The organism is Enterococcus ureilyticus (assembly GCF_001730315.1).
In the GTDB taxonomy this organism is placed as follows: Bacteria; Bacillota; Bacilli; order Lactobacillales; family Enterococcaceae; genus Enterococcus_L; species Enterococcus_L ureilyticus.
This window is the reverse complement of record NZ_MIKC01000004.1, coordinates 66,313-91,148: the sequence shown is the minus strand read 5'-3', so window position 1 is coordinate 91,148 and position 24,836 is coordinate 66,313. Positions and strand designations below refer to the sequence as shown.

The window sequence follows — 24,836 nt, the reverse complement described above, 5'->3', positions numbered from 1 at the left end:
GGTGATTCCTAGTTTGGAAGCTTCTCTCCCTTTGCACGCCTTGTATTGTTCATCATCTACTCTGGCAGAGCCAGTCGTAGTGATTCACAACAAAAAACTCTCATCCTATAAAAAGGACGAGAGTTTTAAACTTTCGCGGTACCACCTTCGATTGACTTTATAAAAAGTCCACTCTATCAACACAAGCATGCTGAGGCGCTATAACAGGCGCACCTGAATTGATCTTAACTTGTTCGATCAATTTGTTCAAAGGCCATTTTCTTTCCCATATTCACTGTCTCTTCCCACCAAACGAGACTCTCTTTGAGCTATCTGAAAAATACTTTCCTCATCTTCACATTTAATTTTAATAGATAATGTATTATAAGGATTGTAGCATACCAAGGGAAGAAGCGTCAATATAGGTTGAGAAATTTCCAAAAAAATACCTGGCTATCCCTTCAATACCAACATTTCTAACATGCTAGATGATTCAGGGGAACCAGATACTTTATTCATTTTATTTTAGTGCTTTTTGTACATCTTCAATCATTAGATGAGTAGATTCTAATCCACCACCACTTAGGTACCAAACATCTGGTTGTAATGTAATCACTTTACCATTTTTACCAGCATTTGTTTGTTTAACCAATTCATTATTTTCTACATTATCATTGGTATCATCGCCACCGATTGCTTTGGTACGGTCAACGACAAACAAGATATCCGGATTTTTTTCTAGAACATATTCATATGAAACACTTTGTCCATGGGTAGAAGCTTCAATGGCATCATCTGCTTGTTTAAAGCCAAAAGTATCATGAACAATGCCAAAACGAGAACCCGTTCCATAAGCTGAAAGCTGACCTTCATTTACTAAAACAACTAAAGCTTTATCATTGCTTGCTTCTGCTTTTTCTTTAACATCTGCAATTTCTTTTTCTAAATCAGTGATTTTTGTCTTCGCTTCGTCTTTTTTATCAAAAATTTCAGCTAACGTTTCGATGTTTTTCTTTGTAGAATTCCATGTGTCTTTTGCATCTACTGATAAATAAATCGTTGGGGCAATTTTGCTCAATTTATCTTGGAAATCTTGCTGACGACCAGAGATGATGATCATATCTGGTTTAAGTTCATTAATTTTTTCCAAATCTGGCTCTTTGATTCCGCCAGCTGATTCGACTTTTTTATAATCTGATAGATAATCAGGTAAGTTTTTCGTTGGCGCTCCAACTACAGTATCCCCTACACCCAAAGCATCCATTGTATCTAATGAACCGTTATCGAAAACAACGACTTTTTTAGGATTTTTAGGAACTTCGATAGAACCATTTGAATCGTTGACTGTAATTGTTGTCGCTTCTGCACTTGATTCTTTTGAGCCAGATTCATCTGTTTTTTTATCATTGTTGCCACATGCACCCAAAGTAAGTAGTGCAACCATTGAGACTGTTGCTAACGCTAAAAATTTCTTTTTCATTTTGTTTCCTCCAGTTTGATTAGTGTATTTAAATTTTGCTATCTTATTCAGCTTTTCTAGTTAAAATACATACAGAATCTTTTTCCTTCAATTTCACAAATCCGGATATTCATATCGTAAAGTTTATTCAATACCTCAGATTGGATAATGTCATCGGTACTACCGTGTGTGAATAAGCGGCCGTCTTTCATGGCAACGATCTCATCTGCATAGCTCGCTGCAAAATTGATATCATGCAACACGATGATCACTGTTTTGCCAAACTCATCCACCAAACGGCGCAAGGTCTGCATCATTTGGACCGCAAAGTTCATATCCAAATTATTCAACGGCTCATCTAGTAAAATATAATCTGTATCCTGCGCCAAAACCATGGCAATATATACTCGTTGCAATTGTCCGCCAGACAATGTATCGATCAATTCATCTGCCAAATCCAGCAATCCAAGATTTTCCATCGCTTCTTCGACTTTTTCATGATCTTCTTTTTTTAAACGACCTTTACTATAGGGGAAGCGGCCAAAATTAACTAATTCTCTGACCGTGATTTTTAAATTGATTCCATTTGTTTGTTTTAAAATCGATAGTTTCTTTGATAGTTCGCTTTGTTTCCAAGTCTTTACTTCATTATGGTCTAAATAAATCTCACCAGTATCTTTAGGAATCAAGCGACTCATCATTGAAAGCAGCGTACTTTTCCCCGCTCCATTTGGCCCAATAAAAGCGGTCAATTTTTGCTCTGTAATTGGCAACTGAACTTCTGAAACAACAATCTTTTCACCATATCTTTTTGATACATTTTTGATTTCGATCATCTGCGCTGCTTCCTTTCACTAATAATTTTCCCAACAAAATAAACACCACCGCCAAACTCGATCACAATACTTAAAGTCGTGTTTAATTGGAAGACTTGTTCGACCATAAATTGTCCAAAAACCAACAAAATTATCGACAGCAAACTACCACCTAAAAATAACTCACGATGCCTAAAAGTACCCATCAACTGATAGCTCATATTTGCAACGATAAACCCTAAGAACGTTACAGGTCCTACTAAAGCTGTAGATAAGCCGATCAGTCCACTAATCACAGTCAATAACACAAATTGAAATCTAGGAACATTGATCCCTAAACTAGTTGCTTGCTCATTTCCTAAATGTAAAACGTCCAAAGCATGACTTTTCACCCACAAAAAACCAACTAAAAAGGTGATCAAAATACCAGCAATCAACAAATGCTGACTATTCACATTCCCAAAACTGGCAAATAATTTCCCTTGCAGCAAATCATACTCATTCGGATCCATTACCACTTGTAAGAACGTACTGATACTATTAAAAAAAGTACCTAAAATAATGCCGATCATCAGTAATAAGAATAAATCGTTCCCGCCCTTTTTTAATAAAAAGCGCGATAACAAAATACTTGCACCTACCATTAGCAAAACATTTAATAGGAACGTAGCGATTGTTTCATTCCCTAAAAGTTGTTGTCCGCCCAAAAAGAAAAATAATAAGGTCTGAATAAAAACATACAGAGAATCCAGTCCTAAGATATTCGGGGTCAAAAAATGATTTTGGGTCATTGTTTGAAAACTGATTGTCGAAAATGTTGCAGCAACTCCAACAAAGACAAAAGCCAGTAACTTTTTCCCTCTAAGTTCTAACGCGAAATCCCAATTACCATATGTCTTGTAGGATAGGTACAACGCACACACGGCAATCACCGCAACTAGTAATAAAAGGATTTTCACTGTTGATGATTGGAAGAATTTTTTCATGCTGTTTTCCTCCTCATCAATAATGCAATAAAGATAAAGCTGCCTAACACACCGACAACTACGCTGACAGGTACTTCATAAGGCGCAATCACCACTCTGGCTAAAACATCGCATGCTAGCAAAAAGATACTCCCACCAACAGCTGTGATCCCAAGTGTATTTTTCATATGATCGCCATAGCGCATGGAGACCAAATTAGGAACAATTACGCCTAAAAACGGAATATTCCCAACCATGATCAACACAACGGCACTGGACAACGCAACAATTCCTAAACCAAACAATTGAATCTGTTGATAATTTAAGCCCAGATTCGTCGCCATGTCTTCGCCCATCCCAACTACGGTAAAGCGGTAAGCAAAAAGATAGGTGATGATCAATAGAGGAATCGTTAGATAAAGTAGTTCGTAATTGCCTTTCATCACTGTAGAAAAATTCCCCTGCAGCCAAGAAGACATATTTTGAACTAATTGAAATTGATACGCAAAAAATGTCGCCACTGAACCGATAATATTACCAAACATCACACCGATCAATGGAATCATGACTTGATTTTTTGCAGGTAAGAAGCGTGTTAAATAAATAAAAGCTAACGTTCCACCAAAAGCAAACAGAAATGCGACAAACGAACGAAACAATAATGGTGCTGTAGGGAAAAAAATCATTACGACTAAAATTCCTAATCTTGCACTATCCATCGTACCTGCTGTGCTTGGCGAAACAAATTTATTCTGTGTTAAATGTTGCATGATCAATCCAGAGATACTGATTGTACTTCCAGCGATCACCAAACTGATTGTCCGAGGTATCCTCGTTGTGAACAATACTAATTGTTGCTGTGAATCCCATTGAAACAACTGTGTCAGGGAAATATCTTTCACTCCGACAAAAATCGATGCTACAATCAAAAGGAGTAAGAGAACAAATAGGCCTATTTTTTTCATATACTTGCTCCGTTTTTCTACTTGCTAGAATGACATGATCCTGACTAGAGCTATCACAGAACGAGTCTGATCAGCTTTTCTCTTTGTCTAGCTTTACAGACTAACACCTCGGAAAAAAGATAAAACCTGCTCGTGCCCAATAGCGGCACAATCCTGTTTTCCTATTTTTCTGTCGGTGCTGAATGAGTCTGATCAGCTTTTCTAATTGAGAATGATTTTCATTCTTACTTATTAGTCTATGCGAAAATCGTAAGAAAAGCAATACTTTTTTAGCTTTTCTCTATGCTCGATTGTTGTTTAAATTCCGTTCTTATAAGCGGTTTCTCTTAATTCTGTGCTATAATCTGAGGTAAGACTATTGAATGGAAGCAGGTTAGATAATGAATGGCACAAGATGACTTACAGAAACATTTAGATAATGCGATGTATGGCACCCCGCTACTAAAACCAGAGGAACAACGCAAGTATATGGGTACTTTTCGTGAAAGATGTTACTTGACTATGACAATCGAACAGATGAAAGATACAGCCAATAGAACAAATTTCTTAAAAGAGTTAACTCAACATCCTGATGCAACGGTTCTTTTAAATGGTGCAATGGACATTACTTTGCAGTCTGCTTATATTAAACTGATCAATGAACGACACCTAAAATTCACAGTGGTCAATGATTTCGTTGAAAATACGCCAGATGCTTTAGGTTTAGTTTTGACCGCAAAAGAAGCAGTAAACGTGGAAACCATCGACATTGAACAAAAATTTCCTAAACAATCTACTAAGAGTGAACAACTGGATGAACCTAAGAAGGGGTTTTGGCATAAGTTATTTCATTGAAACGGTATGAAAAAGTCAGGCTCTTCGGTAATTTACTAAAAACCACACAATGCGCTTTCCGCATTGTGTGGTTTTTAGTCCAATTACTCGAGTCTAAAATACTTCTGGATACAGCATTTTCAGTACATCCATCGTTAAATGGCGACCTTTACCCGAATGTGGATAAGCATGCATATGCATTGCTGGGTTGAAGTTTGCTTCTATGATGCCATATGTTCGGCTATGCTTCGTTCCCTTGATCGATTTATCCGGCACGATCAAGTCGATGCCACAGATTTTGGCGCCTAAGGCTTGGACTGCTTCAATGGCAATTTGCTTGTAACTTTCATCAAAATCATCTGTCACATCGATGGAATCGCCACCCGTGCTGACATTAGAGTTTTCTCTTAGATACACAATTTGATCTTTTTCTGGAACAGATGTTGTTAATAAATTTTGTTCTTTTAACATCAAACGCTCAACGTCACCTAACTGAATCAATTCTAATGGTGAACGGTGATGGGTTCCTCTCAATGGGTCGAGATTTTTTTCGGCTACCAATGCTTCCACAGAGCGGATACCATCTCCCACCACATTGGCTGGTACGCGCAACATAATCGCCCGCACTTGATCATCTAAAACAAAGAATCGATATTCCGTCCCTGGCAAGAACTCTTCAATTAAGACAGCTGAATCTTCTTTAAACGCTAACTGCAAGGCTTCAGTATAATCAGCTAATGAAGCACCCTCTTTGAAAATGGTGATTCCTATACCATAATTTGTCGTTTTTGGTTTGATCACAAATGCTTTTTCCGAATATTTTACATAGGCCTGTTCAGCCATTTCCAGCGTATCAAATTCATCGCCAGCAGGAACTGTAAAGCCAGCTTCTGCTAAAACTTTTTTCGTCACTGTCTTATTCTCCATGATCAATGGGACAACATAATTATCTTTACTGGTCATATTAGCATTTTTGACATATTCGATATGCTCATTATGTTTGAGTTTCAAAAATTGTTCTGGTTCATCAAGGATTTCAACCTCGACACCCTTTTGAATGATATCAAATAAAAATAGTTGCGTAGATAGCTCCATGTTTCTAAAGCCAGCCAATTGATACGGGCGTTCAAATGCCATCCCTTGAAATTCTTTCCCGAAAATAATCCCCAATTCATGATTGGAGTTACTTTCAATGATCGTCCACATCTTTCCGGCAATCGTTAAATCAGGTGTTCGCAACTGTGCTCGATGAACTTCTAATGATTTTTTAGCTCTAAATAATCCTAAAGACTCGATCATTTCATCCATTTCAGCAAAAATCCGATCCCCTTCTGCCAATAATTTCACTTGGGCAAACGGATGACCTAAAGCGACTTGCTCATTCAAGAAATCTCCTGTCGCTACCCAATCATTGGGCGCTTCCTTTTCATCAGTCCACAACAAATACAACATAAACAGATGGATAAATTCTAGAGATTCTTCATCAACACCTAGTGGGGCAAACGGATTTAAATCTAAGTTTCGTAATTCAATGTAACGAACACCCGTTTTAGGTAGATCAGCCATTTGCTTGCCGCCGCGTAATCGAACCGCTGAATAAAATTCTTTTTCTTCTGATAATATGCCATTTTCAACCATCCGATGAATATCTTTGATGTAATGTTGTAAAGATTCATAAGATACTTTGACATTTTCATTATTTTTGTAACCAAATGCACTGTTACGTAAACTTCTAACCGGCTCTTTCGGTCGTTCTTCACGTTCAGTAAAGTAACCCGGCTCACTCACAGGAGAAGCGCCAAATAGATACGTGATCAGCCAACGGTAACGTAAATAGTTACGTGAGACTTTCATATATAAAATATTTTTGAATGCTTCGATCGTTTTATACTCTGTTTGCGCTGAAAAAAGCTGCTGAACTAATTCGATATCGTATTCAAAATTAAAATGAATCCCGCTGACCATTTGCTTACGTTTCCCGTATTCTCTTGCTAAGTAACGACGATACAAAATCCCATCATACTGCTCAAGTTTGGCGATTTTTATCTCTTCATCTTTTAGTGGTAATTTTGGCGGCATACTTAGGGGCCAAAGCATCTCATGTTTATTCATCGAACGAAACGCTACATCATGAATTGCTGCGAGATAACGCATCATTTCATGGATTGAATTTGCCACAGGTGTGATCAATTCCATTTGCGTTTCACTAAAATCGGTTTGAATATATGGATGATATGTTCGATTCCCTAAAACCATTGGGTGGTCTGTCATTGCTAATTGACCATCAAATGTCGTACGTTGACTTTCTTTTTCTAATCCAAAGCGCGCTGCCATGATATAGGGGCGTGCATTTTTTTGCTGTAACAACTCTTTAAATTTCATACTGTCGCCTTTCTTCCCTGTTATTATGCTATTACTCATCATTATATAGAAAAAGAGAAGCAAAAAAAATATTTTAGCTTAAATTTTGTCAAAAAGGAAATAAATTTACTACTTTGGACAAAGATAAGCCTTATTTATTTTGTATCCTCTACTATCTATTCTTTCAAGATCCGTGACTTCCATGTATACTAAAAAGAAAAAATAATTTTAATCAGAGAGGTATCTAATGACGAATCAAGCCTTAATCATCATCGATCTTCAAATCGGACTAGAAAGTTTTGGCACTGGCTTATTTCAGCGTGATAAGGTTTTAGTTGGCGTGAACCAACGAATCAGCGAGTACCGAAAACAGCAGTTACCAATTATCTTTATCCAACACGAGGATGAAGACTTGGTGATCAATAGTCAAAGTTGGCAGTTATTCGACCAACTAGACGTTAGAGCCGAAGACTTCTATATTGGTAAAACCCATGCAAATTCCTTTTTCCACACACCATTAAAAGAACTATTGGATCAACTGAGTATCACCCAACTTGAATTTTGCGGTGCTCAAACAGAATATTGTGTTGACACAACAATCCGTATGGCACATGGTTTAGGCTATACATGTTTCATGAAGCGTGGTCTAAGCACTACCCTGGATAATGATTTATTAGATGCTAAAACAATTATTAGGCATCATGAACAGTTATGGGACCAACGTTTTCTAACGTTTATTTGATTCAATACCCCTTGTTTTCTATCTCTCTCTAATAGTACCATATTCTGGAAACAAAAAATTAAAATTATCTCATGATATCTTCTAGTCATTCGTGATAGTATAACTAGGGGATATTTGTTGCGTTTTATTAATTTCGTTCTTATTTTCTATTCAAAGAGGAAATATCCCGTATTCTATGGAAATGGAGGAAGGTTTTACATGAAATTTACGAAAAGACAAATCCAAGATACATTATACGTAACAATTGGTTCTTTTATTTTAGCAGTATCGATCAATTCAATTTTACTACCAAATAAAATCGTGGCTGGTGGTGCCAATGGAATTAGTGTAGTAATCAATTATCTGTTTGGGATCAATCCAGCGTTAGTTTTGTATGCAATTAACTTGCCCTTATTACTGCTTTGCTTTTTGCTCCTTGGAAAGGAAGTTGGGATCAAAACAATTTATGGTAGTTTGATCTATCCTTTTTTTGTGGGAATTACAACGCATTTACCTGTGCTTACTCATAATATTTTTCTTGCAACAATCTTTGGTGGTCTTTTAACCGGGATTGGGTTAGGACTAGAATTTAGAGGAAACGCGTCAACTGGCGGAACGGCGATTATCTCTCAAATCGTTAATAAATATTTTAAAATTTCCCTAGGCGTGTCGATTTTGTTTGTGGACGGTATCGTGATTTTATCTGCCCTATTTGTTTTCAATACTGATACAGTTCTCTTCTCTCTGATTTGCTTATACCTTATTGGACGTGTGGTGGATATGGTCCAAGTCGGTTTTGTTCGTTCTAAGAATGTTCTGATCATTTCACCAAAATATGCAGAAATCAAAGAAAAAATCTTAGTTGATATGGATAAAGGGTTAACGATGATACCGATTGAAGGCGGTTATCAAAAAAATCCAAGTATGTTGATGATGACTGTCATCAGTGAAAAAGACTTTGCTAAAATCAAAGAAAATGTCATGGCAATCGATGAAGAAGCCTTTATTGTTTCGATGAATGCGAGTGAGGTCTTTGGTCGAGGGTTTAGCTTGAAGAAAATCGCAGAGGATTACGGGATTGAAACGAATAATTTGTGATAGAGCGGTAAAATAAAGCCCTTAGCTCTCATGAAAAATGCTTTGTGTAGCTAGATCAAGAGAATCGGAATGAAACAGTTTGCCACTTAGCAATCCAAAGGACCAATTTTTCCATTCCATTATGTACGAAATTCATTTTTCATGTTATAATTAACTTGCAGAAAAAAAGCATGTGGTACACTAAACCCCTGAAGAGTGTGAGTCTTCAGGGGTTTTTCGTGGGCTAATGCCGCCATATTTTGTTTTACTTCTTTTTAGTATTTAGCCAATACTCAAATACAGAGCTCAATATTCCTACAAGAAGCGGGCAAAAAAATGCTAAAAGCATGGGTACACCTCCTTTCAGTCGCAGGACTGGCGGATAGGCGACATATTAAAATACGCTTTTTTGCTCTTACTGCATTATTCTCATTTTAGGTGGAGATATTGCTAGTCAATCAGATTTTTATACTATAAAAAAATAAGTATACTAAGATCATTGTGTTTGTCTAATGATCTTAGTGTGTTTATTTAATCGTTGATTACTACTTTATTAGCTCTCTTGATTCTCACAATTCAAGCTTATCACCTCACCATTATCGATCAAACACTCCACGCGTGTCTCACCCCAAAAACAAAGTAAATCAAAAATTTCTCCCCATTATTCACTACATTCACTTAAATTATATTATACTTTTGGTTAAATTTAGTTGTCGGCAGTTCAGCAATTTGAATGGACAGCGAACATAGTGCCAACGTTATTTTAACGAATTAAAAAACTTTTGGCTGGCTACTTTGTAGTCACTCAAAAGTTTTTTCTATTTCTTTAATCTTCGACTTTTAGTAATCCTTTGAACAAACCAATCGCAAAATCATTGGCATCAAACCTTTCCAAATCATCAATACCTTCCCCAAGTCCGACTAATTTCACTGGTAAATGCAACTCATTACGAATCGCCAGGACGATTCCACCTTTGGCTGTACCATCTAATTTTGTTAGTACTAAGCCTGTGACATCCGTTGTTTCTTTAAATTGTTTTGCTTGTGACATTGCGTTTTGCCCAGTTGTGGCATCTACTACAAGCAGGACTTCATGAGGTGCATCTGGTAGTTCTCGCTGAATTATACGTTTGATTTTTTCAAGTTCATTCATCAAATTGACTTTATTTTGCAAACGTCCTGCTGTATCAACAAGTAAGATATCTGCATTCTCCGCTTTGGCACGTTCTACTGCATCAAAAACAACTGCTGCTGGATCACCGCCAGCATTGCCTCGAACAACTTCTACCCCAGCACGTTCACCCCAGACGACTAATTGATCGATAGCCCCTGCTCGAAAGGTATCAGCTGCTGCCAATAGGACTTTTTTACCATCTTGTTTGTATTCGTGGGCAAGTTTACCGATACTAGTCGTTTTACCAACACCATTTACACCGACAAATAACATCACAGTCAATCCGTTTTCTTGGATATTCAACGCATTATTTTCTTCAATGCCTTCAGCTTCGTAGAGATCAACCATTTTTTCAATGATCGTATTTTGCACAGCAGCAGGTTTCTTCACATTACGCAATTTTACTTCTTGACGGAGCGATTCTGTAATTTTTATTGCTGTATCAAAACCAACATCAGCACCGATCAACGTTTCTTCTAATTCTTCAAAAAAGTCTTCATCAACTGAACGGAAGTTGGCAAATAATTCATTTAAACGTTCACCAAAGGTTTTGCGAGTTTTCTCCAGCCCTTTTTCATATTTCTCTTGTACGATGATTTCTTCTGCTTGTTCCTCCATAATTTCAGGATCAACACGTTCTTCTGCATGTATCACAGGGGTCACCGTGGTCAAAGGATCACTTTCCGCTTCTAAATTGTTTTTTGGTTCTTCTTCATTTTCAAAAGAATCCTCTTGTGTTTGTTCTGTCATTTCTTGTTCGACTGGTTGCGTTTCTGAAACTTTATCTTCTACCTCAGCTTCTGTCTGCGTTTCATCTGTTTCGATTTCAGCTGGCTGCGTTTCTTTTTCGTTCATGAAAGCTTTTTTTATTTTATCGAAAAATCCCATTTAATTCCCTCCTTTCAATGGTTCTAAAACAAATTTTTCAACCGCTTGTGCGACACCGTCATTGTCGTTTGTGTCTGTGATCACGTCTGCCAAATCTTTCACTCGAGAAACAGCATTTTCCATCGCGATCCCCAGACCTGCATATTCGATCATTGGTAAATCATTTTCTTCATCACCGAGCGTCATGATTTCTTCTTGTTTAATGCCTAAATCTCTTGCTAATAGAGAAATACCGTAAGCTTTTGTGATTCCTTTTGGCATAAATTCAAGTAAATTACTTCTCGTTTTGATGATTTCATACCGATCGTAAAATGGACGCGGTATTTTTTTGATTTGCTCATCTAAATACGTTTGATCTACTGCAATAACAGCTTTATTGTAGATTCTGTCAGCGGTCAATTGCGCTAATTCGTAAGACTCATATGTCAGTAATTTATTTAACTGGCTATACAACGATTCATGATCCTTTGTCGTTGGCAACTGCAATACAAGCCCATCAGATAAAATATCCAATGGTACGTTCAATGATTTAGCCAACTCAAACAAATCATGGATATTTTCTACAGGCATAGACGCTTTTTCGATGATTTCACCTGTATCATTTTTTTGAACCAAACCACCATTGAAGGTGATACTGTAGTCCCCATTGTCACGCAAATTCAAATCGTCCAAATAAATACCGATTGCCGCTAATGGTCGACCTGTACAAATAACGATTTTAACACCTGCAGCTTTTGCTTGCGCTAAGGCTTCTTTGTTTCTTGCAGATATTTCCTTATTACTATTTAATAACGTGCCATCTAAATCGATAGCGATCAATTTAATCAACCTGTCTTGTCCTCCAATCCTATACAACTAGCTTTCAGCGACGATTGCGCCGCCTTCTTTGACTTCTTCCAAACGAACAGAAACGATTTTCGAAACACCTGATTCCTGCATCGTTACTCCATACAACACATCTGCGGCTTCCATAGTCCCTTTACGGTGTGTCACCACAATAAATTGTGTATTATCTTCAAACTCACTCAAATAATGACCAAAACGAGAAACGTTCGCATCATCTAAAGCGGCTTCGACTTCATCCAAGACGCAAAAAGGTACTGGTCTAACACGGATGATCGAGAACAATAAGGCAATCGCCGTTAATGCTCGCTCACCTCCAGAAAGTAAGCTTAGATTTTGTAATTTTTTACCTGGAGGTTGTGCTTCGATTTCGACCCCAGTATTCAATAAATCTTCTGGATTCGTTAAAATCAATTCTGCCCGACCGCCGCCAAACATATTTGGAAATACGACGTTAAACTGTGCTCTAATTGCTTCAAAAACCTCACTAAACCGCGCTTTAACTTCTTCATCCATTTCGCCCATCGTTTCAAATAATTGCTCTTTGGCATCTAATAAGTCATCACGCTGCGTCACTAAAAACTCATGTCGTTCATTGACTTGTTCATACTGTTCGATTGCGTTAAGATTGACGGGGCCTAAACGTTCGATATCACGTTTCAAGCGTTTCACTTCGATTTTTGCCTGTTCTTTGTCGATTGTCAATTCGTAGTCCTCACTTGCACGCTCAAAGGTCAAACTGTACTCTTCTTGCAAATATTGTAACGAATTGTCTAATTTGATTTCTGAACGGTTTTTTTCGACTTCGATTTTTGTTTGCTCTGTTAATAAATGTTGCTGCTGTTTATTTTCTTCTGCTAAGCCGACATCGATTTGGTCGACTTGTGCTTGTAATTGCTGACGAGCAGTTTTCGCTTCTTGAATACTCGTTTGGAGTTGCTCTTTTTTCTCAGCTAATTGTTCTAATTGAACCGCTAAACTTTCTTCCGTCACTTGATGATTGGTTGAATTGTCATTCAATTGTTGTAGTTGTTGTCGTAATGCAGTCTCTCTAGCTAAAAATTCGTCTAGTTGGATTTGCTTTTCTGCCGCTTGTTCGGTTAGGTGCGCTAGTTGTTCTGTTACAACGGCTTGATCGGCTTGCACTTGATTGAACCGTTCAAACGCCTCTGCCCGTAATGTTTCCATTTGGCTGGCTTCTTGATCGACTTGTTTCATTTCCTGATCCAAACGATTTTTCGTTTGATTTAGCTCTTGCTGTTGCTCTGTTAATTCGGCTTTTCTTGTTTGATACTCAGTTAAAAATTGATGTAATTCTCGCGCTTCAAATTCAAACAAGCGTTGTTCCTTCGTTAAACGAGTGATCGTTTCTTCTTGATTGGCTAATTTATTTTGCAGCTCTTGTTGCTTCAAGCGGCTCGTTTCACCTGTTGAACGCAATTGCTCAAGTTTTTCATTTAATTCTTTGACTTCCTCTGTCAGCTGTTGTACTTCTTTTTCGGTAACCGTCAATTGTTTTTCGACCCGCTCCATTTGTTCAGTCAATGTTTGGAGTTCTTGGGTTTGTGAAAATAAGCTGCCTTGGTTGCCTCGCTTGTTGGCACCACCCGTCATCGAACCACCTGAGTTCATGACATCACCCTCTAAAGAAACAACACGATATTGATAATTCACAGCTTTTGCTAGTTGATTGGCGCTCTCTAAACTTTCCGCTAACAAGGTTACACCTAAGAGGTTTTGGATCACATTGCTGACTTCATCTGAAAAATGAACTAATTCGCTAGCGACTCCTAAATATCCAGAAATAGTACTGACACGATCGCGCACCGCACTACTCACGTTTCGGGGCTTGATCGTCGTCAATGGCAAGAACGTTGCCCGACCGCTATGTTGTTGTTTTAGGAACGTAATACCTGCTCGACCATCTTTTTCGGTCTCCACGACTACATGTTGTGCAGCTCCGCCTAAAGCTGTCTCAATCGCTACTGTATACTCTTTGGGAACATCGATTAATTCCGCAACTGCACCGACGATTCCAGTCAATTGTTCTTTGTGTTTTAAGACTGAACGAACACCTTGATAAAAGCCAGAGTAGTTTTCTTGGATTTCTTGTAAGCTTTTTTGACGTGCTTTTGCTTGTTGAACTTGGTTCATCGCTTGGTACATTTGCTTTTGTTTGGTCGCTAATTGTCCTTGTTTTTGATCTAGTTGCTGTTTGAATTGGGTATATTGTTCTCTTTGCTCTATTAAAGATTGTTCTGATTCAAAGACATTTGCTTCTAGTTGTTCTTTTTCGATTAAGGCATCCGTCATTTGTTTTTCTAGTGCTTCATGCTTTTGAATAGACTGTTGATTTTTAGCTGTTTCTTGTTGATATTGTCGCTCTAAGTACTTTAAGTCATTGCTCGTATTGGCTTGTTCTTGCATGACCTCAACGTATTGGCTACGTAGTTCTTCTAATAATTCTTTAGAAGATTTACTATATTTTTCAACTTCTAGTTCTGAGGATTTGATTGCTTCAACTAATGATTCACGTTGCGCTTTTTTCTCAGTGACCTTTGCTTGTAAGTCTTGCACTTCTTCACGATATCGAGTGATTTTCTCAGCATTCTCTGTTAATGATTGCTGATATTCACTAGTTGTTTGCATCGTGTGTTTTGAACGTTCAACTAAGACGTTTTTTTGTCCTTCAGTTTGTTTTAACGCTTCGGTGATTTGTAATAATTGCTGCTGTTGTGTCTCGATCTGCTCATCTAATTTATTGCGTTTACCGCGTAGTTGGAATAGCTCATCTTCTGAATCACGTATTTTCTTGCTTGCCACCTGCAATTTTTCTTCGATTGCTGCAAGTTCGGTCGCTTTTATCTCCCAGACTTCTTTGGCTGTTTCGATTTCTGTGACGGTCAAGCTAACATCGATTTCAGTCAAGCTCTCTTTAAGCTTCAAAAACTCCTTGGCTGCTTCGCTTTGTGCAGCTAGAGGAGTCAGTTGATCTTCTAATTCATAGATGATATCTTGCACACGACTTAAATTATCTTCTGTTTCAAACAGTTTTTGTTCTGCTTTTTTCTTTCGTTGTTTGTATTTCAACACACCTGCTGCTTCTTCAAAAATCCCGCGACGGTCTTCTGGTTTACTATTAAAAATCGCTTCGACTTTCCCTTGAGAAATGATCGAAAACGATTCTTTACCCAAACCAGAATCCATAAATAAATCGTGGATATCTTTCAAGCGACAAGCTTGTTTATTGATATAAAAATCACTTTCACCTGTTCGACGATAGCGACGTGTCACGCTGATTTCAGTAAAATCTAACGGTAAAAAATGATCACTATTATCTAAGACAACCGTTACTTCGGCAATATTCAACGCTTTACGACCTTCAGAGCCCGCAAAAATAATATCCGGCATCTTACCTCCGCGAAGGCTTTTAGCTGACTGCTCACCTAAAACCCAGCGAATCGCTTCGGTGATATTACTTTTTCCACTGCCATTTGGTCCGACAACAGCCGTCACGCCATTTTCAAACTCTATTACGGTTCGATCCGCAAAGGATTTAAATCCCGCGATCTCAATTCGTTTTAAATACACGAATAAAACGGCTCCTTCCAAGCTTACTCAGGATTCTTTTTCAGCGCTCGTTCAGCGGCATCCTGTTCTGCTAATTTCTTTGATTTCCCCTGACCTGTTCCAATCATTTTTTCGTTAACAAAGACTTCTACAAAAAAGATCCGATCATGAGCGGGGCCTTCTTCATTGACTAAACGATAGTCAATATGGACGTCTCCTTGTCGTTGTAATACTTCTTGTAAATGTGTTTTGTGATCCATCTCATGTGAAAAAGCACCGGCATCGATTTTTGGAAAAATGACTTCTGCAATGAATTTTTTGACTGCATCCACTTTTTGATCTAAGAATAAAGCACCTAAAAATGCTTCGAATAAATCACACAGTAACGCTGGTCTAGTACGTCCGCCTGAATTTTCTTCTCCTTTTCCTAGGAGAATATATTGGTCAAAATGACATTCTTTCGCAAATTTGGATAAACTATCTTCTCGAACGATCGCCGCCCGCATCTTCGTCAGCTTGCCTTCCGGCATTTCTGGGAATTGTTTATACAGATATTGAGAAACCAATAATTCTAAAACGGCATCTCCTAAAAATTCTAATCGTTCATTGTCAGATAGCTTTAAGTATCGATGCTCATTCACATAGGATGAATGGGTAAAAGCTTGTTCTAATAGGTTGACATCATGGAATACAATGCCGTAACGTTCTTTTAATTCGGTAGTTAACTGATTGTCCATTTGCTACATTCCTTTAAGTTTATTTACAACCTTCTCCATTATACTTTTTTTTACGGGATTTTTAAATGGTTAGGGCGGAATTGACTTAAAATGACTGCCTGTTTCAACATATTTGCAAGTTTTACTAATGATTTCAGCTTGTAGAATGAGACTTTTTATAATAAACTCTAAAGATTCGAGCATTCGTTCCGATTCAAAAGACAAAAAGCGTTCAAGATCGTTTAAAATCTCGATACGCTTTTCGTTTAATCTGTTTCAGTAAAAAATCGTTTAATCTCAATTGCAGCTGCTTCTGATGAATCTGAGGCATGGATAATATTTTGATAACTATTCGCACCATAATCTCCACGAATCGTCCCAGGTTCCGCTTCTAAGCAATTCGTTGCGCCAATCATTTTTCGAACAGTTTTAATGACACTTGTTCCTTCTAAAACGAGGTAAACGACTTCTGATGAGGTCATATAGGCCATCATGTCTTCAAAAAAATCAAATTTCTTCACATGCGCATAATGTTCTTCCGCTAATTCTCGAGACATTTTTGCTATTTTTAATCGACGAATGTTTAATTGCTTCTTTTCAAATCGCTGAATGATTTCTCCAACTAATTTACGAGTAACTCCGTCTGGCTTGATGATGATTAATGTTTGCTCCATTTGATTTCTCTCCTTAATCCCCACTTTTTTGTAAGCGCTTAAAAAGAAGGTTACCATGCTTACCATAGTCTGTCTAGTGTATAAGTGACAAAAAAAAGTTGGGAATTGTCCTTTTTGATAGACTACTTAAAAAAGAGAGACTGGGACAGCTCGCCACGAGCTACCTTAGTCTCAGTCTCCTCTTTCTAATACTATTCTTTATTTAGGTTTATCTGCTGTTAGTTCCACTTTAGACCAATCCATCTCTTTATTACTTAATAGATAATTTTTCACACGATTGTTTACTGGTTGGATAACATAATAATTTGTCGTTGGAATCGCAAAAGCCTCCTCTTTGGCATACTCTTGCCACGCGTAAAAAGCTTTTTTACGTTCTTTATCGTCGAATGTTTTTTCTGATTCAAGCGCTTTTAATAACTTATCATTTTCTTCTGAAGCAAAACGAGTATAGTTGAATTCGGAGTTTCGACCATACAAGCCTGTTGGTGCTGGATCTAAACCTGTTACCCAAGCTGCGTTGTAAACATCGATTTCTGGATCATCTTCTTGTAATTTTTTGTAAAATGCTTGACTGTCCATCAATCGACCACCAGATAATTCCACTTTCAAGCCAATTTTTTCCCACTCTTGAATCATGTAGTCTGCTAATGCTTGAGAGATTTCTTCATTCTTACGGCAAGCAAAGTTAATGACTAACTTGTCCCCATTTGGATCTTCACGGATACCATCATCATCCGTATCTTTGTAGCCTGCATCTTCTAACAATTTCTTCGCTTTTTTATGATCATACGAGTAACCTTTTTGGTCAGGATTATGAACACTCTTGAAAAATGGAATGATCAATGAATTACTCGTGCTTCTCAAACCATGATAAAATTTATCGGCAATTGCTTCTGTATTAATGGCATAGCCCATTGCTTGACGTAAGTTTTTGTTTGCCATTTTTGACTTTTCATCATAGGCTACTCCCTCTTGTTCAGCATTCCATTTCCCCATTTTAAACCCTAGATACGTATAAGAATTATCCACATCACCTAATATTTGGTATCCTTCTAAATCCTTATACGTATCATAACTATCCGCAGGCATATCCACAAAAGTATCATATTCCTTTGCCTTCATACTCTCTACAACACTTGCGGTTGGGACAATTGTTTTAACAATTTTAGCTAGTTTTGGCTTGCCGCCATAATAATGTTCATTTGCTACGAACGTTGCTGACTCTCCATTGACAAACTTATCTAACTTAAACGCACCCAAAGTTACAGGATTTTTCCGAACCGGATCACTGGTTTCCATATCCTTAACAGCAATTCCTTCAAAAAGACGTTTAGGTGTCGCCGTACCCCAAATGACGCCACCAGCCAACTTGATTGCAGGATTCATTTCAATATAGGATATTTCTACTGAACGATCATCGATTGCTTTGATACCAGAAATCGTTTCTGCTTTTCCTTCATGGTATTCTTTCATTCCGACAATTGATTCAAATTTACTACCATAGCGGACACCAGGATAGTCTTTATGCCCTATGATTTCGTATGGGAAAATAACATCCTCTGTTGTGACTGCTTTGCCATCGCTCCATTTTAAATCCTCACGCAACTTGATGATAGCTTTTTTACCATCTACGTCAATTTCAAGATCCGCAGGACCACCATCAATCAATTTGCCCTCATCATCATATTTAATTAGTGACTCATAAGCACCTGACATGATTTTTGTATCCAATGCATTTGAAGAAAAGTTAGCATCAAATACTCCTGGAAATTGTGTATCTGCTGCAATTGCTACTTTTAGCGTTCCTCCATCAATTGCTTTCTCTTCATTTTTTACTGCTCGTGCAAATTTTGTTGCATCCTCATTAGACGATGTACTCTCTTCCTTTTTGCCGCCTCCACAGGCTGCTAGTCCTAACGTTACAGACATTAACAACATCACACCACTGACCATTTTCTTTTTCATAAAATATCCTCCTCATTTTTTAGTTTACCCTAATCGTTGTTTTGCATCTGCCGTACGTTTGAAAGCTTGTCCGACATAATTTATACTTAGCATCAGCACTAAAATCAGTAGTGACGCAGGTAACCAAACCCATTGTTTATTGACTAACACATCGCCGCTACTGGCAAAGCTGATCAATGTCCCTAAGCTTGGCACATTGGCAGGCAGTCCAAAACCTAAGAACGTTAAGGTCGTTTCAATACCGATATTACCAGCAAAATTCATTGTCAAATTGGTGATGATCAATGAGCTTAGATTAGGCATAATTTCTCGAAACATGATTTTAATATTACTCGTCCCCATTGTTTTGGACGCATTTACATAATCTCGACGTCCTTCTGATAATGTTTTGCTTCTAAATAATCTTGCTTTTGCTACCCAGTAAAATAGACTCATGATCAAAATAAATGACCAAACATTATACTTAGGAATAATCGTGACAAAAACAATAATAATCATCATCATTGGCAAGATCATAGTAAAATCAACGATGCGCATAATAAAATTATCTACTTTTCCGCCATAATAACCCGCTAATATCCCTATACCAACACCAATAACGGAAGTAATGATCGTAATCGCAAATCCAATAACAATGGAGTTTCTCGCACCTATAATTAGTTGCCCAAAAACATCTCTACCACCTTCATCCGCACCTAAAAAGAACTTGCCTCCTGGCGGAGAATATTTTTCAAATATGTCGATTGTCATGACGTTGTTTTGGTCAATAATCAACGCACCTATAAAGGTAACAGCTATGATCAGCAATAAAATCACTAGTGAAAGCAGAGCTAGCTTATCTTTTTTAAACTCCCTAGCAATCATCTTTAACCCCATTGGTGGTGTACTGATTTCGGTATATTCCTGTGATTCGCCAATTTCTTCCATCGACTCGTTGTTCATCATAATGTAATCACCTCTCCATTCACTGTACTCTGATCCTAGGGTCTATAGCGCTCATGATAATATCAGAAATAAGTGTCCCAAATAAGGTTGCTAGTCCATAAATTAAAATAAGAGCGGTCACTACACTATAATCTCTTTGCGTGATTGAAGTGATAAATAAATTTCCCATTCCTGGAAAACCAAAAATACGTTCAATCACAACTGACCCACCCAGTAAACCAGTAATTTCATAGCCAGCCATCGAAGCAATCGGCAAAGATGCGTTCCTAAAAATATGTCGTGTAAAAATCTTTTTCGTTGGCACTCCTTTTGCTCGCGCTGTCCTTACAAAATCACTCGATTTTAAGTCAATCACTTCACTTCTTAAGTATTGAATCGTAACCGCCGTTGCCAATAATGCAGATGTAATCGCCGGTAAAATCAAGTGGTATGCACGACTCCATAAGTAAGCAATCGTTCCCGGTTCAACATCAGGTGATACGGAACCTAGTGTTGGAAACCAACCTAGTCGATAACCGAAAAAGAAAAGAATAATTAAAGCAAAAACAAAACTAGGGACGGCAAAACTAAAAAAGTTATACACCACGACCGCTTTATCAAATTTAGAATTTTGATATCTTCCTGATAATACACCTAAAGGCAACGCAATCGCATAGGTCAAAATAACTGTCAACAGCGATAGCCAAATCGTATTCATCGCCCGTTCACTAATTAAATTTGCTACTGGAATTTTATATTGATAGCTGGCACCAAAATCACCTTGCAGAGCATTGACTAACCAACGAAAATATTGTGTATACCATGGATCATATAATCCAGCTTTCTCCCGCAACATTTCAATTTGGGCAGGATCTGTTCCCGGTTGAATCAACCCTGAAAAAGGGTCTCCTGGCATCATTTTGGCTAAAATAAAAATCAATACGCTCAAAATCAGCACTTGAGGAATCATCAACAGGATTCGTCGCAAAATCGTTTTCCACATTCGCTTGCACCTCCGTCTTTTAATGCCACTTGATGTGTCTCACTGATTTTATGTAAATCATAGACACGACCATTTTGATCATAATACTCTTCTTGATACGCATGATACTCTTGTTCAATTCGGCGCCGCTCCGCTTTATGTTCTTCTCGATGAGCCACATCGATTTTAGGAATAGCTGACAGTAATCGTTTTGTATATATATGCTGAGGGTTCGTGTAAATATCTTTTCGGGAACCGATTTCTACAAAACGACCTTTGTACATAATCGCGATATTATCACACATATGTTTGACAACTCCGAGGTCATGGGAGATAAACAAATAACTCAATCCATACTCTTCCTGAATATTTTTCATAAAATTCAATACTTGTGCTTGGACAGATAGGTCTAAAGCTGACACGGGTTCATCCGCAATGATCAATTTAGGATTCGTTGCGACTGCTCGAGCAACACCTAAACGTTGACGCTGACCTCCAGAAAACTCATGCGGATATTTGTACAACGCATCTTCCGGCATTCCTACGATATCTAAAAGCCCCTGAACCTTCTTCTTCTCCTCTTGAATACTTAAACGTTCAAAATTACGAATTGGTTCTGCGATAATATCCAATACTCTTTTTTTAGGATTTAAACTAGACATAGAATCTTGAAAAATCATCTGCACGTCTTTGTTATAGTGCAACGCTTTTCGATTGTGCGCTTTTGTCACGTCCTTGTCTTGATAGGAAATGCTACCGCTCGTTACTTTCTCTAAGCCAATGATTGCTTTTCCAGTAGTGGATTTACCAGAACCTGATTCACCGACTAAACCATATGTTTTGCCTTTTTCAATGATAAAATCAACTCCATCAACGGCTAATACATGATCAGTCACTCTGTTAAAGAAACCACTACGGATCGGATAATGAACTTTCAAGTCTTTGATTTGAATAATTTCTGCCATTATACTTCCTCCTGATCGTCTCTAAAATGGAAATGCTGATAACAGGTACAGCGGACAAAATGGCCCTCTGACACTTCATGCAAAGTTGGTTCTGCTTCATGAGCATCCTCTGGAATCCAAGGAATTCTTGGCGCAAAACGACACCCTTCTCTTGGTAATTTACTCAATGAAGGGACTACGCCTTCGATCACATGTAATTGACTATCATCTGAATTTTCTTGCGGAATTGATTGTAGTAAAGAACGTGTGTATGGATGTTTCGGATTGCTGAATAATTCTTCAGCTGTCGCAACCTCAACAAATTGTCCCGCATACATCACCGCTACCTTATCTGCCATTTCTGCTACCACACCTAAATCATGAGTAATCAAAATAATTCCTGAACCCGTTTCTTCTTGTAGATCCTTAAGTAAATCCAAAATTTGTGCTTGAATCGTTACATCTAGTGCCGTTGTGGGTTCATCGGCAATGATGATAGCAGGTTTACAGGCAATTGCTATCGCGATAATGACACGTTGACGCATTCCTCCAGACAACTCATGAGGATACTGTCTGCCCACTCGTTCTGGATTTGGAATGCCAACTTGCTGCAACAACTCCATTACCCTTGCTTGCATTTGTTCTGCATTCATATCAGTATGATAGGTTAAGCTTTCCTTGATTTGATCATCAATCCGCATTAAAGGATTGAGTGCTGACAATGGATCTTGAAAAATCATACCAATGTCATTCCCACGTATTTTGTTGTATAGCTCTTCGTTAAACGTAGTTAAGTTTAGCTCTTTATAGAAAATTTCCCCAGTCACACGACTATAGTTTGCATCATGTAATCCCATAATCGTTGTTGCTAATGTGCTTTTGCCACAACCCGATTCACCAACGATTGCGAAAATTTCATTATTTTCTAGCTCAAATGACACATCATCTACTGCATCATAATACTCATCTTTGATTCTAAATCCAGTGTGAAGATGTTGAATATCCAATAATTGACTGCCATCACTCACATTAATCCACCCCTTATTATCGACTTTACAGTTCGTCATACTAAAAACTATTTATCATAGAATAAAATTGCTAATCCATTACATAAAAAACGCTTCAACAACCTTATTGTAATCTTTTTTATGCAATTGTATATAAGATTTACAAAAAATGCAACATTTTGGTAAAAGTATATTTATTTCGAAACACACAAAAAAAGTCTGAGACATAACTCTACGAGTTATATCTCAGACTCAAAGAATCCGAATAAACGGCGGGAGCAAAAGCAACTCCTTCGGAAATAAGTTGAAATCCACAAAAATTTGAAGAGCAATTTTCGTAAAATCCCTCTTATTTCTCGGAGTTAAACACTTCTGTCCCAGCCTCTTTTGTGATAATGTGAAAAAAGTCGAGTTTTTGAAAATAACCTACTCAACCTTTGGCACAACCTCATTTTGCATTTTTTAAATTATAAGTGATTCATAATATAATCTACAGCAGCACCAACTGTTTCAATTTGTTCTGCATCTTCATCAGAAATTTCTGTACCAAACTCGTCTTCAAGTTCTAAAACAAATTCCATTACACTAATCGAATCTGCATTCAAGTCATCTTTAATGTTTAATTGATCTGTCACTTTCTCAGCTTCAATATCAAAGTGGTTTGAGATAATCTTCGCTACTTTTTCAAGTACTTCTTCACGACTCAACTGTATTCACCTCCACTGCTTTTGAAAAGCGTTCCTCACGATTGAGTTAAACGCTATGATACATTGTACTCACAAATAATCGATTTGTCCATCTTTTTTTGCAAAAACATTACAATACGGTTGCAAACAGGTTGCGAAAATGGTTATTCTTTTGTTTCATAATAGCTGACAAGCTGGGGTACAACTTCGGTTTTTAACATTGTCTGAATTTGACGAATAGTATAGCGAACAGCTTCTGGTCCTGTTGATCCGTGTGTTTTGATAACAGGTGCTTTCAACCCAAATAAAACGGCTCCGCCATGTTTAGAGTAATCCATTTCATCTTTCATCCCACGTAAGGCATTTTTTAAAAGTAATGCGCCCATTTTGCCTTTAAATCCTTCTGCAAGAATTGAGGACTTTAAAAGCCCCATCATATTTAGTGCTGTTCCTTCAATCGATTTTAGCACGGCATTGCCTGTAAAGCCGTCGGTCACAACAACATCAGCAGCGCCACTTAATAAATCACGCGCTTCTACGTTTCCAATAAAATTGATACTGTCTTCTTCTGATAGCAACTCAAATGCTTTTTTCGTTAATTCGCTCCCCTTCGTTTCTTCAGAACCATTGTTCAAAAGAGCAACACGAGGTGTCGCGATATTTCTCACTTTTTCAGCATAAAAAGAACCTAACACAGCATACTGAACAAGATGTTCCGGTTTATTATCAGCATTCGCACCTAAATCCAACATGTCAAAGCCGCCATCTGGTTGACCGATAACTGGCAAAGTAGACATCAAACCAGGACGCTCAACATTCTTGATTCGTCCCACGATAAACAAACCTGCTGCTAATAATGCTCCAGTATTCCCAGCAGAAAAAATCGCGTCCGCCTCACCATTCTTAACCGCTTGAGCAGCTAGAACCATCGAAGCGGTTTTCTTACGACGAATCGCCTTAACCGGCTCATCGTCACTATTGATTTTCTCATCTGTATGAATAATCGTAATATTCGTTTCATCGGTTACATACTTTTTAATTTCATCTTCTTTTCCATAAAGTAAAAACTCAATCTCAGGAAAATCCTGCTTGGCTAGCATCACACCTTCAATAATCGCCTGCGGTGCATGATCGCCACCCATTGCATCAACTGCAATCTTCATAAAATAGTCCCTCCTAGGTAAATTACAATAAATAGTATAACATATCGAAAAGCGGAACGAAGCGTTTAGCTCTCATGAAAATTAGGACTCTGACTAGGAAACGCTCTTTTGTTTCATAGACAGATTATCTATTTTCCTTGAGAGT

General features: G+C 37.8%; 20 protein-coding genes and 1 other annotated feature. Of the genes, 3 read left to right on the top strand and 17 right to left on the bottom strand.

The features are described from left to right. Positions 1 to 109: 109 nt before the first annotated feature. Positions 110 to 344, bottom strand: a binding site (T-box leader). A 155-nt stretch (positions 345 to 499) separates the two neighbouring features. From fitD to fitA, 4 genes are read right to left on the bottom strand one after another with little or no spacing between them, the layout of a single operon-like run. Further along, positions 500 to 1,459, bottom strand: coding sequence for an iron chelate ABC transporter substrate-binding protein FitD (gene fitD, locus BCR24_RS03525; RefSeq protein ID WP_069639185.1), 960 nt, complete (start codon positions 1,457 to 1,459; stop codon positions 500 to 502). A gap of 56 nt (positions 1,460 to 1,515) precedes the next feature. Then, entirely contained in the window at positions 1,516 to 2,274 is a 759-nt protein-coding gene (fitC, locus tag BCR24_RS03520) for an iron chelate ABC transporter ATP-binding protein FitD (protein WP_069639184.1), read from the bottom strand. Beyond that, entirely contained in the window at positions 2,271 to 3,239 is a 969-nt protein-coding gene (gene fitB / locus BCR24_RS03515) for an iron chelate uptake ABC transporter family permease subunit FitB (protein ID WP_069639183.1), read from the bottom strand. Before fitB ends, fitC begins: the two co-directional genes overlap by 4 nt. After that, a complete protein-coding gene (fitA, locus tag BCR24_RS03510) occupies positions 3,236 to 4,183 on the bottom strand; it encodes an iron chelate ABC transporter permease FitA (RefSeq protein WP_069639182.1) in 948 nt (315 codons plus the stop codon). The genes fitB and fitA overlap by 4 nt, the downstream gene beginning before the upstream one ends. Positions 4,184 to 4,567: 384 nt before the next feature. Here fitA and BCR24_RS03505 point away from each other — a divergent pair, with 384 nt between their 5' ends. Continuing rightward, positions 4,568 to 5,017 carry a YueI family protein gene (locus BCR24_RS03505; RefSeq protein WP_069639181.1) on the top strand — a complete coding sequence of 150 codons (450 nt, stop codon included), beginning with the start codon at positions 4,568 to 4,570 and terminating at the stop codon, positions 5,015 to 5,017. Between the two features lie 93 nt (positions 5,018 to 5,110). Here the strand turns inward: BCR24_RS03505 and gshAB are convergent, their stop codons facing one another. Continuing rightward, positions 5,111 to 7,378, bottom strand: coding sequence for a bifunctional glutamate--cysteine ligase/glutathione synthetase (gene gshAB, locus BCR24_RS03500; protein ID WP_069639180.1), 2,268 nt, complete (start codon positions 7,376 to 7,378; stop codon positions 5,111 to 5,113). A 226-nt stretch (positions 7,379 to 7,604) separates the two neighbouring features. Between gshAB and BCR24_RS03495 the strand changes: the two genes are divergently transcribed. Beyond that, positions 7,605 to 8,099 (top strand): cysteine hydrolase family protein, encoded by a 495-nt coding sequence (locus BCR24_RS03495; protein WP_069639179.1) that lies wholly within the window; start codon positions 7,605 to 7,607, stop codon positions 8,097 to 8,099. Between the two features lie 198 nt (positions 8,100 to 8,297). Then, complete coding sequence (locus BCR24_RS03490; protein WP_069639178.1) at positions 8,298 to 9,176, top strand: YitT family protein; 879 nt, start codon at positions 8,298 to 8,300, stop codon at positions 9,174 to 9,176. 805 nt (positions 9,177 to 9,981) lie between these two features. On the opposite strand, the gene ftsY is transcribed toward BCR24_RS03490, so the two are convergent. From ftsY to plsX, 12 genes are all read right to left on the bottom strand, one after another. After that, on the bottom strand, positions 9,982 to 11,217 hold the full coding sequence (gene ftsY / locus BCR24_RS03485; RefSeq protein ID WP_069639177.1) for a signal recognition particle-docking protein FtsY: 1,236 nt from the start codon (positions 11,215 to 11,217) through the stop codon (positions 9,982 to 9,984). Then, positions 11,218 to 12,045 carry a Cof-type HAD-IIB family hydrolase gene (locus BCR24_RS03480; protein WP_069639176.1) on the bottom strand — a complete coding sequence of 276 codons (828 nt, stop codon included), beginning with the start codon at positions 12,043 to 12,045 and terminating at the stop codon, positions 11,218 to 11,220. A 27-nt stretch (positions 12,046 to 12,072) separates the two neighbouring features. Next, a complete protein-coding gene (gene smc, locus BCR24_RS03475) occupies positions 12,073 to 15,651 on the bottom strand; it encodes a chromosome segregation protein SMC (RefSeq protein WP_069639175.1) in 3,579 nt (1,192 codons plus the stop codon). Positions 15,652 to 15,674: 23 nt separating this feature from the next. After that, positions 15,675 to 16,367, bottom strand: a complete 693-nt coding sequence (rnc, locus tag BCR24_RS03470) for a ribonuclease III (protein WP_069639174.1) — start codon at positions 16,365 to 16,367, stop codon at positions 15,675 to 15,677. 245 nt (positions 16,368 to 16,612) lie between these two features. Further along, positions 16,613 to 17,020: a nucleoside-diphosphate kinase gene (ndk, locus tag BCR24_RS03465; RefSeq protein WP_069639173.1), complete on the bottom strand. Its 408-nt coding sequence runs from the start codon at positions 17,018 to 17,020 to the stop codon at positions 16,613 to 16,615. Between the two features lie 198 nt (positions 17,021 to 17,218). After that, positions 17,219 to 18,985 carry an oligopeptide ABC transporter substrate-binding protein gene (locus tag BCR24_RS03460; protein WP_069639172.1) on the bottom strand — a complete coding sequence of 589 codons (1,767 nt, stop codon included), beginning with the start codon at positions 18,983 to 18,985 and terminating at the stop codon, positions 17,219 to 17,221. Positions 18,986 to 19,009: 24 nt separating this feature from the next. Then, positions 19,010 to 19,912, bottom strand: a complete 903-nt coding sequence (locus BCR24_RS03455; protein ID WP_069639230.1) for an ABC transporter permease — start codon at positions 19,910 to 19,912, stop codon at positions 19,010 to 19,012. 37 nt (positions 19,913 to 19,949) lie between these two features. Continuing rightward, positions 19,950 to 20,912 (bottom strand): oligopeptide ABC transporter permease, encoded by a 963-nt coding sequence (opp4B, locus tag BCR24_RS03450; protein WP_069639171.1) that lies wholly within the window; start codon positions 20,910 to 20,912, stop codon positions 19,950 to 19,952. Further along, a complete protein-coding gene (locus BCR24_RS03445) occupies positions 20,879 to 21,856 on the bottom strand; it encodes an ABC transporter ATP-binding protein (RefSeq protein WP_069639170.1) in 978 nt (325 codons plus the stop codon). Before BCR24_RS03445 ends, opp4B begins: the two co-directional genes overlap by 34 nt. Continuing rightward, positions 21,856 to 22,863 carry an ABC transporter ATP-binding protein gene (locus BCR24_RS03440; RefSeq protein WP_069639169.1) on the bottom strand — a complete coding sequence of 336 codons (1,008 nt, stop codon included), beginning with the start codon at positions 22,861 to 22,863 and terminating at the stop codon, positions 21,856 to 21,858. The genes BCR24_RS03445 and BCR24_RS03440 overlap by 1 nt, the downstream gene beginning before the upstream one ends. Positions 22,864 to 23,309: 446 nt before the next feature. Beyond that, the gene (gene acpP, locus BCR24_RS03435; RefSeq protein ID WP_069639168.1) at positions 23,310 to 23,549 is read right to left on the bottom strand and encodes an acyl carrier protein; all 240 of its coding nucleotides are present in this window, start codon (positions 23,547 to 23,549) and stop codon (positions 23,310 to 23,312) included. A gap of 143 nt (positions 23,550 to 23,692) precedes the next feature. Continuing rightward, positions 23,693 to 24,691 (bottom strand): phosphate acyltransferase PlsX, encoded by a 999-nt coding sequence (plsX, locus tag BCR24_RS03430; RefSeq protein WP_069639167.1) that lies wholly within the window; start codon positions 24,689 to 24,691, stop codon positions 23,693 to 23,695. Positions 24,692 to 24,836: the final 145 nt, after the last annotated feature.

What these genes read in the sequence shown, in the direction of transcription:
- fitD (WP_069639185.1), bottom strand. Translation starts at nt 1,459, where the DNA reads ATGAAAAAGAAATTTTTAGCGTTAGCAACAGTCTCAATGGTTGCACTA.
- fitC (WP_069639184.1), bottom strand. Translation starts at nt 2,274, where the DNA reads ATGATCGAAATCAAAAATGTATCAAAAAGATATGGTGAAAAGATTGTT.
- fitB (WP_069639183.1), bottom strand. Translation starts at nt 3,239, where the DNA reads ATGAAAAAATTCTTCCAATCATCAACAGTGAAAATCCTTTTATTACTA.
- fitA (WP_069639182.1), bottom strand. Translation starts at nt 4,183, where the DNA reads ATGAAAAAAATAGGCCTATTTGTTCTCTTACTCCTTTTGATTGTAGCA.
- BCR24_RS03505 (WP_069639181.1), top strand. Translation starts at nt 4,568, where the DNA reads ATGGCACAAGATGACTTACAGAAACATTTAGATAATGCGATGTATGGC.
- gshAB (WP_069639180.1), bottom strand. Translation starts at nt 7,378, where the DNA reads ATGAAATTTAAAGAGTTGTTACAGCAAAAAAATGCACGCCCCTATATC.
- BCR24_RS03495 (WP_069639179.1), top strand. Translation starts at nt 7,605, where the DNA reads ATGACGAATCAAGCCTTAATCATCATCGATCTTCAAATCGGACTAGAA.
- BCR24_RS03490 (WP_069639178.1), top strand. Translation starts at nt 8,298, where the DNA reads ATGAAATTTACGAAAAGACAAATCCAAGATACATTATACGTAACAATT.
- ftsY (WP_069639177.1), bottom strand. Translation starts at nt 11,217, where the DNA reads ATGGGATTTTTCGATAAAATAAAAAAAGCTTTCATGAACGAAAAAGAA.
- rnc (WP_069639174.1), bottom strand. Translation starts at nt 16,367, where the DNA reads ATGGACAATCAGTTAACTACCGAATTAAAAGAACGTTACGGCATTGTA.
- ndk (WP_069639173.1), bottom strand. Translation starts at nt 17,020, where the DNA reads ATGGAGCAAACATTAATCATCATCAAGCCAGACGGAGTTACTCGTAAA.
- BCR24_RS03460 (WP_069639172.1), bottom strand. Translation starts at nt 18,985, where the DNA reads ATGAAAAAGAAAATGGTCAGTGGTGTGATGTTGTTAATGTCTGTAACG.
- BCR24_RS03455 (WP_069639230.1), bottom strand. Translation starts at nt 19,912, where the DNA reads ATGGAAGAAATTGGCGAATCACAGGAATATACCGAAATCAGTACACCA.
- opp4B (WP_069639171.1), bottom strand. Translation starts at nt 20,912, where the DNA reads ATGTGGAAAACGATTTTGCGACGAATCCTGTTGATGATTCCTCAAGTG.
- BCR24_RS03445 (WP_069639170.1), bottom strand. Translation starts at nt 21,856, where the DNA reads ATGGCAGAAATTATTCAAATCAAAGACTTGAAAGTTCATTATCCGATC.
- plsX (WP_069639167.1), bottom strand. Translation starts at nt 24,691, where the DNA reads ATGAAGATTGCAGTTGATGCAATGGGTGGCGATCATGCACCGCAGGCG.